Here is a 12,497-nt window from a genome sequence, read left to right on the forward strand (position 1 = left end):
GCTCCCCATGCGCCGATGCCCCATGCAGCTCCCTGGCGCCAATGGACTCATCGTTAAAGGAGACATCTCTTGAACAGGACCTATCGCTTTCGCAACAAGCTCGCTCTGGCACTGACCGCCGCGGCGCTCGGCGTGACGGCGCCCTTGGCGAAGGCGGACACCTACCCGTCCAAACCGGTCACGCTGCTGATCGGCTTCGCGCCCGGGGGCGCTGCCGACACGGTGGCCCGCGTGCTGGCCGAGGAGATGAGCAAGACGCTGGGCCAACGCGTGATCGTCGAGAACCGAGCCGGTGCCGGCGGCAACGTGGCCACGCTCGCCTTGGTCAACGGCCAGGCCGACGGCTACACCCTGCTCTTCGCGGCGATCAACCTGGCGACGAATCCCGCGCTCATGAACACCAAGTACGACCCGGACAAGGACCTGGCCATGGTGTCGCAGATCACCAGCGTGCCGGTCATCATGCTGGCGCCCGGCGAGAGTTCGCTGAAGAGCCCGGCCGACGTCGTGCGCCAGGCGGCCACGTCGAATGGGGGTTTCAAGATCGGCTCCGGTGGCAACGGCACGTCGTCGCACCTGGCCGCCGAGCTCTTCATGCGCAGCCACAAGCTCGAGTTCATCCACGCGCCCTACCGTGGCGGTGCGCCCGCCAACATGGCGCTCATGGCGGGTGAGATCCAGCTGATGTTCGACCTGATGTCAGGCTCGCTGAAGTCGACCGTCGACAGCGGCCGCATCCGCCCGCTGGCCGTGATGCAGGAGTCGCGCATCACGGCCATGCCCAACCTTCCGAGCGCGAAGGAACTCGGCCTCTCGCCTTCCACCTTCATCCGCAGCTGGCAGGGCATCGCCGTCAAGGGTGGCACGCCGCCCGAGATCGTCAACAAGCTGCACGCCTCGGTCACGGCGGCCCTCAAGACGCCGGCCTTCAAGGACAAGGTCGAGGCCCTTGGCAGCGAGGTCGTGGGCAGCAAGACGCCTGCAGCGTTCCAGGAGCACTACAAGAAGGAACTGGCGCGCTGGACGGCCCTCATCAAGGCGGCCAACATCAAGTCGGAGTAGTGACAGTTCCGGCGTTGACCTGAGGTCTGCTGGGGGCCGCGGCGTGTGTCGCGGCCCTTCTTTCATGCAGCGGCGAAGGCCCACAGCGCTGGCGGCGACCCCGAGGCCGGTGACGCGAGCCGATAGAGCGCTCCGTCGAGCCCCTCGCGGTCGCTCGACCACTGGGGCCGCACGAGCGAGGTGACGTAGAGCTCTTGCAGGCCTTCTCCTCCGAAACAGGGCATGGTCGGTGCGCGGCACGGCAGCTCGATCACGTCACGAAGCGCCCCGTCGATGAACCGGTTGAGCCGGCCGGCGGACACACCGGCGGACCAGTACGCACCGCTCGCGTCGACGACCGCGCCATCCGGGCGGCCTGTGGAATCGGTCAGCGTGGCCATGAGGCTCGGCGGCCCCATCTCGCCGGCCTCTTCGTTCCACGCGGCGCGCCACACCAGACCGGCGTGGCTGTCGGAAAAGTACAGCGTGCGCGCATCCAGGCTCCACGCGATGCCGTTCGCGACCGTCAGGCCTTCGTGCAGGCGAGCGACAGAACCATCGACGCCAAGGCGGTAGAGGCAGCCCAGCGGCTGCTTGTCGGCCGGCGCGTCGTCCATCGAGCCGAGCAGCCACCACCGGCCCGAGGGCGACACCTTGCCGTCGTTGAGGCGGTTGCCTGGTCGATCGGCTTCGACCGTGCCGAACACGCATCGCTCGCCGCTCTCGGGCGTGAAGATGACGGCGTGGTGGCGCATGGCGACGCCGAGTCGACCATCCGCGAGCAGGCACAAGGCCCCCAGCGGCGTCTCGAAGGTCCAGCGCTGGAGGTGGCAGCGCACCGGGTCCAGGCGCAGCACCTGCTGCGCGCGCACATCGATCCACCACAGGCACTGGTGCCGCAGGTCCCAGACCGGCGACTCCCCCACCCGGTTGTGGACGAGGAAGGCCACGAGCGGCCCGTGGGCCGCCGAGTTCAGCTGGCGCCGTTCAACGGTCTCGCTCTGGGCGCAGAGGATCGCCAACGAAGCCGTTTGCTGCGAAGGCGCCGCCCTGGTAGCGCTCGGTGACGGCGTCCTGCGAGTGAACGGACTCGAGCGCGGCGGCAAACCGGTCGGCACTGTGCCGAGGCTTGTAGCCGAGCTCGATGGCCCGCCGGTTGTCCCACCAGGCGCGGGAGTTGTTCGAGGCGCCATACACGATCTCGCAGAGGTAGTCGGCCTGGATGCCCACGCGAACCAGGTCGGCCAGGTCTTCAGGGTGCACCCACACCGACAGCATGCGCCGGTCGGTCGGCTCGGGGCTGCCATGGCCGATGCGCAGGCCGAACGCGCGGATCCCGTGCTTGTCGGCGTAGAAGCTCGCGAGGGCCTCCATGAAGACCTTGGCGACGCCGTAGCGCGTGTCGGGCCTCGGCAGGACCTGGCCATCGATGGTGTGGCTGCGGGGATAGAAGCCGACCGCGTGGTTGGAGCTGGCATAGACGACGCGCTGAACGCCGTGGCGGTGCGCCATCTCCCACAGATTGGCCACGCCCACCACGTTGGGCGCCATCAAGGTCGACCAGTCGGCCTCGCGTGGGTACCCCGCGAAGTGGACGATGGTGTGGATGCCTTCGAACAACTCGTCGCGCCCGTCGAGCTGCGCGAGGTCCGCGGTGTGGCAGGTCTCGCGCTCGTGCTCGGCGGTGGGCGCCACGATGTCGGCCAGGCGCAGCTCGCTGCAGTACTGCACGAGGTACGGGCGGATGCTTCGCGCCAGCTTTCCGGAAGCGCCCGTCATGAGCACGCGCGGCAAGGGAGTCGTCATGATGGTTCGAGCAGAGGGTACTTGGAGGCGTTCTCTCGCTTCCAGGCCGCGAAGGCTTCGGCCTGTCGCGAGTCGGTCAGAGGGTACAGGCCAAACAGGCCCGCGCCGTCGAAGATACGCGTTTCCACCCAGTCCTCGTACAGCGTTTGTGCATACGCCTCCACGGCCACGGCATCTGCAACGTGGCGCGGGACGCAGACGACGCCTTCGGCATCGCCCACCATCACGTCACCCGGATAGACCGCCACACCACCGCAGGCGATGGGCAACTGCAGGTCAATCGCGTGGTGCCGGATCAGGTTGGTCGGCGCCGAGGGCCGCTGGTGGTAGGCGGCGATGTCCAGGCGCTCGATTTCGGGCGAGTCGCGGAAGCCACCGTCCGTGACCACGCCGGCACATCCACGCTTCATGAGGCGGGTCACGAGCAGGTTGCCGGCGGAGGCCGCCAGCGGGTCGTTGCGGCTGTCCATCACGAGCACATGGCCGGCGGGGCACTGCTCCACCGCCACGCGCTGCGGGTGCTCGCGGCTTTCGAAGACGTTCAGCGGGTCGGTGTCTTCCCGCGCAGGGATGTAGCGCAGCGTGTAGGCCGGGCCGACCAGGCGTGGCCCCTTCGGATTCACCGGGTGCACGTTCTGCAGGAAGGTGTTGCGAAAGCCCTTCTTGAACAACACGGTCGTCAAGGTGGCAGACGACACGGCGCGCAGCCGGTCGAGCGTCAGCGGGTGGAGGGGAGATGAATCGTTCACGGTCACGTCGGTCCTCAAGCCAGTGGGTTCGCGGCCAGTGTACATCATGTATTTTATAAAATCCATTATGATGCGCGGACAAGAGTCGCTGCGACAACGACCCTCAGCGGGACGGGCGCAAGCCCTCCATCGGCCACTTCGGTGGCCGCTTTTTTTCACGAACTCCCATGGTCCCGACCCCTCGTTCCTTCGAACACCTGGTGCTCGACCGCCTGGCGGCACAGGTCGGCGCGCGATACGTCCTCACCCGGCCGTCCGACATCGAGCCCTTCGTCACGGGCATCCGGTTCGGCGCGGGCAATGCCCTCGCGGTGGTGCAGCCGGGCTCCCTGGTCGAACTGTGGCGCGTGCTCCAGGTCTGCAGCCATGCGAAGCTCATCGTGATCCCGCAGGCGGCCAACACCGGCCTCACCGGAGGTTCGACGCCGGACGGCGACGACTACGACCGGCCCGTGGTGGTCATCAGCATGCGGCGACTGGCCACGGTGCGCCTGCTCCAGGGCGGGCGGCAAGTGCTCTGCCTGCCCGGCGCCACGCTGCACCAGCTGGAGCGCATGCTGAAGCCGCTCGGGCGGGCGCCCCATTCGGAGATCGGCTCCTCGTGCATCGGCGCGTCCGTCATCGGCGGGGTGTGCAACAACTCGGGCGGCGCCTTGCTGCGACGCGGGCCGGCCTACACCGAGCTCGCGATGTACGCCCGCATCGACGCCCGCGGTCAGCTGCAATTGGTCAACCACCTCGGCATCGAATTGCCGCCCGATGAGGAAGAAGCGATTCAACTGGTGGAAACCGGCCGCTTCGACGACGACCTGGTGAGCTGGCGCGGCGCGGCGTCCGATCCCGACTATGCGCAGCACGTGCGGGACGTCGAGGCCGAGACGCCGGCGCGCTTCAACGCAGACCCGCGGCGCCTGCACGAGGCCTCGGGCAGCGCGGGCAAGCTCGTCGTCATCGCCGTCCGCCTGGACACCTTCGCCCTCGACACCGGCGCAGCGGTGTTCCATCTGGCGACGGACCAGGAAAGCGTGTTGACGGACGTGCGCCGCCATGTCCTCCAACACTTCCGTCACCTGCCCATCGCCGCCGAGTACATACACCGCGATGCGATGCAGATGGCGTCGGACCACGGGCGCGACATGTTCTGGCTCATCCGCACCCTTGGCACACAGAGGCTTCCGTTGCTGTTCAGCCTGAAGAGCCGGCTGGACCGCCTGGCGCGGCGCTGGTGCGGCCCCGGGATCAGCGATCGCCTGCTGCAGGCGGCCAGCCGGTTCCTGCCACCGAACCTGCCGGCGCGGCCGCGCGCCCTCGCGCAGCGTTACGAGCACCATTTGCTGCTCAAGGTCCCTCATGACGGGCTCGAGGAAGCACGCGCGTTCCTGCGCGCCCGCTTTCATGCGGCACGAACCGGCGAATACCTCGAATGCGATGCCGCGGAAGGCGAGCGGCTCTTCCTCCATCGCTTCGTGGCCGCCGGAGCGGCGAACCGCTTTCGTGCCGTCCACCCCGAGACGGTGGAAGACATCGTGGCCTTCGACGTGGCGCTGCGCCGGAACGACCAGGCCTGGCACCTGCCCCTCGACGCCGACCTGGCCCCCCGCGTGCAGCACGCCTTGCGCTACGGCCACTTCTTCTGCCACGTGTTCCACCTCGACTACATCGTGAAGAAGGGCGAGGACACCGAGCGCATCAAGCGCAGGCTCGCGGAGATGTTCGACCGCAAGGGCGCCGAATACCCGGCAGAGCACAACGTCGGCCACCAGTACCGGGCGAAACCGGCGCTCGCGCGCTTCTACCGCGAGCTCGATCCCTGCAACTGCTTCAACCCTGGCATCGGCAAACTGCCCAAGTACTTCCGCTATGCCGACGAGGCGAACACCAACCCGGCCACACCGATCGGTCGGCAAGCGTGACGAGGTGGACAGCCGCGCAGGCGCGTCGAGGCCTTGACCCTCCGCTGCAGGCGCCTCGCCCATAAAGTCCGGACATCGCAGAAACGAGCTGTACAGCGATCCGTCAGTCACCCATGAAGCACGTCGGCACAGTGCTTTCGGCGCCCTACTCCGGCCCCTTCTTCTGGACCGTCGTTGCCAGCTGCCTGCAGCCCGAGGCCGCCCGCCAAGGCATCCAGCTCACCAAGCGCGCGGCGGCCACGGCGCGGGACCAGGCGCTGGGCATCCAGGAACTGCTCGACCAGGCGGTCGATGCGATCGTCATCAAACCCTTGTTCGGCCACCAGGGCGAGCTGGTGCCCGCCCTGGATCGTGCGCTGTCGTTGTCGGTGCCCGTCATCACCATCGACTCGAAGATCGATCACCCGGCAGTTCGCGCCACCGTCGGCAGCGACAACTACCAGGGCATGAAGCGAGCGACCTGGCATGCGTTTGACGTGCTCCAGGGCAACGGAAAGGTCGTGTACTTCGCGGGCGACGAGCGGCTCTCGGCTGGCACGGCGCGCAACATCGGTTTCCACGAGGTGCTGCAGGAGTTCCCGGGCATCCAGTTGCTGCAACAGGAGTCGCTGGATTGGGTAAGCCCGGTGTCCCGCATCGAAACGGCCAGCCAATGCATGCGCCGCGTGCTCGCCCGGCACAAGAGCTTCGACGCGCTGGTGGCGGCCGGCGACGAAGCGGCAATCGGTGGCGTCAATGCCCTGCGCGCCGCGCAGGCAGCCGGCACATGGACCGGCCAGTGGCCGGTCGTTGTCGGCTTCAACGGCCTCGCCGAAGCGCTGCTGCTGGTGCAATCCGGCGGCATGACGGGCACCATCGCCCAATCGCCGGAATGGATTGCCCGCACGGCATTGGAAATGGCCTGCGAATGCAGCGACCACCCGCAAAGCGCCTGGGTGCACCGCTTCGTGGACAGCCAGCTGGTCACCCAGGACAACGTCAGCGAGCATGCCTACCGCTTCCTCAATGTCGTGCCGCGCTTCATCGAAGAACTGGGCGAAAGCCAGACGCGCGAGCGTCAGTTGCAGGAGCAGGTCATCTCGCGGCAACGAAGTGCGCTGAACATGGTCTCGGCGACGTCGGCGGCCCTGGCCAAGAGCCAGAGCCCGGACCAGATGGTCGAGGCGCTCCTCGGCCAGTTGCGCGAGGCGTTCCCGGCACTCGACACGATGGTCTACACGGCACCCGCGCCGCCTTCGTTGAACAGCCCGGCCATCCCCTCGGAAGCCGCGTCGCGCGACGATGTGTTTGGCGCGGCCTGGCAGTGGCGCCTGGCATCCGGGGCCTCGCAGCGCGTGCCGCTGCCCGCAGCGGACGCCGACTGGCTGACGGCCGTCCTGTCGAACCTTCACAACACGCCGGACACTGAAACCTCGTCCAGCCACTGGGACCCATCGCGGCAATCGACCCTCTTCCCGCTGATCACCAAGGGCACACGCTACGGCGTCATGGATGTGCGCTCGACCCACGGCAAACCCTTGCCGCACGAGACCGTCCAGCTGCTGGAGGCCATCGCGCACCAGCTCTCCCTGGCCTTCGAGACGGCGTCCCTGCACCAGGAGACGCTGAGGCTGACGGCCGCGGAACTGAAGGCCGCTCAGGAAAAGCTCGTGCATGCAGAGCGTGCCGAGTTCCTGGCCAACCACGACCCGCTCACCGGGCTGCCCAATCGCAGAAGCTTTGCGGCACTGCTCGAGCGCACGCTGAACGAGGCCAGGCGCTACGGACGTTCGTTCGCGTTGTACTTCCTCGACCTTGACGGCTTCAAGCGCGTGAACGACACGCTCGGCCACGAAGCCGGCGACCAGCTGCTGCAGGAGGTGGCCTCGCGGCTCAAGCTCGCGCTGCGCCGCACCGACACCGTGGCCCGCATGGGGGGTGATGAGTTCGTGGTGCTCGTGCCCCAACTCATCGGGCCGGAGCATGCCGCCTCGGTGGCCGAGAAAGTGATCTCGGCGTTCGCCCAGCCGTTCCAGCTCTCGGCGTCATCGGTGCCCACGACCACCAGCGTCGGGGCGGCGATCTTCCCGACCGATGCGCAAGATGTCGCGGCATTGATGCGCATGGCCGACAGCGCCATGTACGAGGCCAAGCGTTCGGGGAAGAACCGCTACGTTCTCGCCGCGGCCAGCCGCACGATCTAGGTGCTGGCGAGCAGCTTCAGCAGGTCGTCACGCGACGACACGGTGTGCTCGAGTGCCGCGGCTGCGGCCTTGTCGCCATCGTGGCGGCTGATCGCACGCACGAGCTTGCGGTGCTGGGCCACCACGGCGTCCAGCCGGCCGGCGCCGTAGCCGCGCGCGCGACGGAAGGCATCCACCAGGCTGGCCCGGGTCTCGAGTACCTCCAGCGCCAGCGGGTTGTCGGCCAGGTTGTCGATGAACATGTGCAGCTGCCGGTTTGCCGCCACGCAGGCCGCGACGTCTCCCTTCGCTGCGGCGGCTTCATGCGCTTCCGACAGCTCGGCCAGCTTCTTGATCTGCTCGGGCGTTGCACGCTCCGCGGCTTCGCGGGCCAGCATGCTCTGCACGGCCCCGCGCAGGCCGTAGACGTTGTGGATGTAGCGCGCATCGACCTCGGGGATCACCGCGCCGCGGTGCATGCGCATGTCGATCACACCTTCGCCCTGCAATTGCAGCAGCGCTTCCCGGACCGGGTTCGCACTCACCTGGTAGTGCTGGCTCAGCTCGGCCAGGGTGACGTGGCTACCCAAGGCCCACACGCCCGCGACGATGTCCGATCGGATCTGCTCTCGCAGACGCAGGTAGGTGGGCGTGTTGATGGCACTCATGCGGGCCAGTATAGAGAAGCTATTAAATTAAATCCATAAAGCGAACCGCCCGCGCAGAGGCGGGCGGTTGCAGTGTGCGAGGCTTCTCAGGTCTTGCGCCCGAGAGTGGCACGAGCCCGCCGCGCCTGGACGTAGACGTTCTCGTTCTCCGTTCCAGGGTTCCAGCCGCCGGAGGCCAGGCCGACGTTCTGCTGGCTCGGATGCTCCGCGATGAAGGCTGAGTTCAGTCGCACACCCAGGCCGGCAGACGCATCGAGCGTGAGCTGCCCGTCCTGCGCCGTCAGGCCACTTTCGAGCACGCGTTCACGCCCTTCCCAATCGGGCTGCATGCGCTCCAGCAGCAGCGCATTCGGCAGCGCCTTCAAGAGATGGACCGCGGCCACCTCCGCGACCGGGCCCAGCGATCCCGAGTGCGGCGCGAAGCCGATCGAGTGCGCCTCCGCCATGCCCGCCAGTTTCTTCATCTGCGTGATGCCACCGAAGCGGCCGCTGTCGGGCTGGACGAAGTCGAGCAGCCGATCCTCGAAGAAGGGCAGGAAGTCCTGCAGCAGGCCGAAGCGTTCGCCGCCGGCCAGCGGGAGCGCGACCTTGTCGCGCACCAGGCGCCAGCCTCGGAGGTCGTCCGGCGCGACCGGCTCTTCCAGGAAGAGAAGCTTGAGCGGCTCGAGCTCGCGCCCGATCGCAACGGCGTCGGCCGGCGACAGCCACGGCGGGCCGTGCAGGTCGCACATCATGTCGATCTCGGGCCCGACCGCCTCGCGCACCGCAAACGCGCGCTCCACGACGCCCGTGACACCGCCGACCTTGATGCCCTTGACGCCGGCCGCCACGGCGGCCTTGGCGGCTTCGGGGCTCGACGCGTGCACGTAATACGGCACCGAGGCGCGCGTGCTGCCGCCCAGCAGCTCGTAGAGCGGCACGCCCAGCGACTTCGCCTTCAAGTCCCACAGCGCCATGTCGATGGCATTGACCGCGCCCATGCCCACCACGCCGGTCTGGCCGTGGGCCATGAGGGCCACGCGCATCCGCTGCCACAGGCGTTCGATCTGACCAGCAGGCTCGCCGATCAGGACCTTGGCGAGGTCTTCGATCGCGGCGCTCACCACCCGTGGCCAGCCGGAGCCCTCGCCCACGCCCACCAGCCCGTTGTCCGCGGTGATCGTCACGAAGAGCCAGTTGCGCGAGACCGACAGCACGCTCTTGCCCGTGGCCGTCCACCCCGTCTGCGGCGGCGCGCCCGCCTGCATCAGGTGACAACGGATGTCCGCAATCTTCATCGGTTCCTCCTCTTTGTTGGCTGGCGAGAGTGCCCGATCGCACGCAATCGGCCGCGAAGGGGGTTCAACTTTGGCATGTCTTAAGTATACTCCATTTTGGATTTTATTAAATCCATTCAGGGGCAGGCACGGTCGTGCCCTGCATCACTTACCTTAAGGAGACCCATCTTGAACAAGCTGCTCCCCGCGCTGGCACTTGCCGTGACTTCGGTGCCCGTGCTGGCCCAGTCATCCGTCACGATCTACGGCCGCGTCGACGTCGGCGTCTTCCACCAGAACGGCGGCACCACGCCGATCAACGCCGGCATCGCCCCGCCGGGCGCAGCGGCCAACATGTGGCAGGTGCGCCAAGGCTCCGCGGGTCGCATCGGCTTTCGTGGCAACGAGGACCTTGGCGGCGGTTGGCAGGCCAACTTCCTGATGGAGCACCGCTTCCAACCGGACACGGGTGTGTCCGAAACGCCCTTCTGGCAAGCACGCTCCTTCGTGGAACTGGGCGCACCGAAGACCTTGGGCACCGTCTACGCCGGCCGCGAGTACATCCCCGCCTTCTGGCCCGCACTGAAGCTGGACCCATGGGGCTTCGACAGTGTCGGCACGCCGGGACCGAAGCACCAGCTCGCCAACTACACCGTCCCCGTGAGCGGCATCCGAAGCGACAACACGGTGGGCTATCGCAGTCCTGAATTCTTCGGCTTCAAGACCAACATCGCCATCTCCGCAGGCGAAGGCCTGCGCGATCGTTCGGAAGGCGCCAACCTCGAGTACACCAAGGGTCCTCTGTATGTCGGCCTCGCCTACGACAAGGTCACGGATGCACTCAAGGTGGGCCTGGTGGGCGTGATGTACGACTTCGGCGTCATCCGCCCCGGCGTGCTGTACGCCGAGTCGACGGTTGCGGGGGTGAAGAGCAAGAACACCACCCTGACCGCCCGCATCCCCGTGGCCACGCACCAGATCAAGCTGGGAGCGGCTCGCCTCGACCCTGCCGGCGCCAACAACACCAACACCCGGCTCAGCGCGGGCTACGAGCACTTCCTCAGCAAGCGCACGTCGCTGCTGGCCAACGTGGGCTCGGCCAAGCAAGGCAACCTGACGCGCACGACGCTCTTCGACGCGACCATCAAGCATCAGTTCTGAGGCTCGGGGCCAAAACCGGAGACCACGGTCTCCGGCCTCCGGCGATCGACAGCGTGTCGCCTCAGCTCACAACCACAAGGAGTGGAGACATGATCCGATGCCTACTGGCAATGTGGGAGAGCAGCATCGCCCGCCCCTTGTCCAAGTGCCTGGCGGGTCTGGTGTTGGCCACCATCGCCCCGGTGGCGGCGGCGGCTGACAACACGGCCGGCTACGACATCTTCCTGCTCGCCGGCCAATCCAACATGGCCGGCCGCGGCCTCGTCACCGCGCCCATCGACGCAGACGGCACGCCCGATCCGGCCATCAGGATGTGGTCGCACGACACCCAATCGATCGTCGAAGCCAAGGACCCCCTGCTGCACCCCGAGCGCGGCTCGAAACCCACAGGGGTCGGGCCCGGGATGAGCTTCGCCAAGGCCTACCTCGCCTGGCGACGCGCGAACGGCTTTCCGAACCGGAAGGTGCTGCTCGTCGGCGCGGCCTGGGGCGGCACGAGCTTCGTGCAACAGCGCAGCGGCAGCAACGGCTTGCGCTGGCTCGTCACCGACAACCCGGCCCTGGGCGGAGACCTCTACCGAGGCGCCGTGGCCCGCGCCACAGCGGCCATCGCCGAAGCCAGGCGCCTCGACACCACGAGCGCCATCCGCGGCATCCTGTGGCACCAGGGAGAAAGCGACATCGTCAACGGCGGCGCGGCCGAGTACGCGCAGCGTCACGACGAGCTGATGCGTGCGTTCCGGAGCGAGATCCCAGGCGCCGCGGAGGTCCCCATCGTCGTCGGCGAGATGACGCCCTGCTTCCTGTGGGAGCCCTGCCGCGACAGCTCCATCACGGTCGTGGGCCAGGCAGAACGCACCCCGGTGCTCAGCTACCTGCACGGGATCGCGGCGACGCTCCCGCGCTCGGCCTGGGTCAGCAGTGCCGGCCTGTCCGACAACGGGGCCGGCGATCGCGTGCACTTCAACACCGCCTCCCAGCGTGAACTGGGCCGGCGCTTCTTCTCGAGGTTCTGGGAGGCCGAGCAGGCTCTCCCCTCCCCGGCGGTTCACCTCAAGGTCTATGCAGGGGACTTCTTCAACGTGGGCGACTCGATCGACCTCGACCCCAACTTTCCCGATCGCCGGCGCAACGGCAACCTGCAGGTCCTGGGCACGGTGACGCCGGAGTTCGACGCCCAGCGCGGCAACGTCGCGCGCGTGGTGCGCAGCGGGGGAAAGCTGAGCAGCCTGGTGGATGGCACGCTGTTCAACAACAGCTACACCAAGATGGCCTGGGTGAAGCTCGCCTCCAACACCTACCGCAACCACCTCATCTCGGCGAACAACCCGGCGCAGTCGCACTACCTGTACTCGGTCGGCACCACGAAGCAGCTCACGGCCGGTCACTCCACGGCCGCCGGCACCGTGCAGGCGCATGCACAGGCGCCCCAGGCCTTGCCGGTTGGCCAGTGGGTCCACGTCGCCTACGCCTACCACCGCAGCGCAGGGACCGGCCGCCTGTACCTCAACGGTGTCGAGGTCGCCAGCGGCTCATCGATTGCGGCGGCGACGCAGGCATCGGGACTCGTTGCCCTGGACTTCAGCGGCTACGGCAGCAACACCGGCTTTGGCGTCGACGGGGCTTTCGTCTCCGCCAAGGTCTACAAGCAGGCCCTGTCCGGGTCGCAGGTGAGGGCCACCTACGACTTCGAACGTTCCAGCGAACGCGGCTACGGCATTCGCTGAGGCCCGCCCGCAGA

At 67.6% G+C, this 12,497-nt stretch carries 10 protein-coding genes; 5 read left to right on the plus strand and 5 right to left on the minus strand.

The genetic code is table 11. The annotated features are described in order from the left end of the window. Positions 1–69 precede the first annotated feature (69 nt). Positions 70–1,062: a tripartite tricarboxylate transporter substrate binding protein gene (locus tag JI745_RS05860; protein WP_201804576.1), complete on the plus strand. Its 993-nt coding sequence runs from the start codon at positions 70–72 to the stop codon at positions 1,060–1,062. Positions 1,063–1,124: 62 nt separating this feature from the next. Here the strand turns inward: JI745_RS05860 and JI745_RS05865 are convergent, their stop codons facing one another. The 3 genes from JI745_RS05865 to JI745_RS05875 are packed head-to-tail and all read right to left on the minus strand — an operon-like array spanning position 1,125 to position 3,602. Continuing rightward, entirely contained in the window at positions 1,125–2,063 is a 939-nt protein-coding gene (locus tag JI745_RS05865) for an SMP-30/gluconolactonase/LRE family protein (protein ID WP_201804578.1), read from the minus strand. Further along, on the minus strand, positions 2,029–2,847 hold the full coding sequence (locus tag JI745_RS05870) for an NAD(P)-dependent oxidoreductase (RefSeq protein WP_201804579.1): 819 nt from the start codon (positions 2,845–2,847) through the stop codon (positions 2,029–2,031). The genes JI745_RS05865 and JI745_RS05870 overlap by 35 nt, the downstream gene beginning before the upstream one ends. Further along, positions 2,844–3,602, minus strand: a complete 759-nt coding sequence (locus JI745_RS05875; protein WP_310738497.1) for a ribonuclease activity regulator RraA — start codon at positions 3,600–3,602, stop codon at positions 2,844–2,846. The genes JI745_RS05870 and JI745_RS05875 overlap by 4 nt, the downstream gene beginning before the upstream one ends. Positions 3,603–3,763: 161 nt before the next feature. On the opposite strand from JI745_RS05875, the gene dld reads away from it, so the two are divergent. Beyond that, positions 3,764–5,509, plus strand: coding sequence for a D-lactate dehydrogenase (dld, locus tag JI745_RS05880; RefSeq protein WP_201804582.1), 1,746 nt, complete (start codon positions 3,764–3,766; stop codon positions 5,507–5,509). Between the two features lie 113 nt (positions 5,510–5,622). Further along, positions 5,623–7,692, plus strand: coding sequence for a diguanylate cyclase domain-containing protein (locus JI745_RS05885; protein WP_201804586.1), 2,070 nt, complete (start codon positions 5,623–5,625; stop codon positions 7,690–7,692). Here the strand turns inward: JI745_RS05885 and JI745_RS05890 are convergent. Together JI745_RS05890 and JI745_RS05895 are read right to left on the minus strand one after the other, a co-directional pair. Beyond that, entirely contained in the window at positions 7,689–8,339 is a 651-nt protein-coding gene (locus JI745_RS05890; protein WP_201804587.1) for a GntR family transcriptional regulator, read from the minus strand. The two genes, JI745_RS05885 and JI745_RS05890, sit on opposite strands and share 4 nt — an antisense overlap. Positions 8,340–8,425: 86 nt before the next feature. Continuing rightward, the gene (locus JI745_RS05895) at positions 8,426–9,616 is read right to left on the minus strand and encodes a mandelate racemase/muconate lactonizing enzyme family protein (RefSeq protein WP_201804589.1); all 1,191 of its coding nucleotides are present in this window, start codon (positions 9,614–9,616) and stop codon (positions 8,426–8,428) included. A 168-nt stretch (positions 9,617–9,784) separates the two neighbouring features. On the opposite strand from JI745_RS05895, the gene JI745_RS05900 reads away from it, so the two are divergent. Both JI745_RS05900 and JI745_RS05905 read left to right on the plus strand, forming a co-directional pair. Further along, on the plus strand, positions 9,785–10,756 hold the full coding sequence (locus JI745_RS05900) for a porin (protein WP_201804591.1): 972 nt from the start codon (positions 9,785–9,787) through the stop codon (positions 10,754–10,756). Positions 10,757–10,845: 89 nt separating this feature from the next. After that, positions 10,846–12,483, plus strand: a complete 1,638-nt coding sequence (locus JI745_RS05905; protein WP_201804593.1) for a sialate O-acetylesterase — start codon at positions 10,846–10,848, stop codon at positions 12,481–12,483. Positions 12,484–12,497 lie beyond the last annotated feature (14 nt).

The organism is Piscinibacter sp. HJYY11 (genome assembly GCF_016735515.1).
In the GTDB taxonomy this organism is placed as follows: domain Bacteria; phylum Pseudomonadota; class Gammaproteobacteria; order Burkholderiales; family Burkholderiaceae_C; genus Rhizobacter.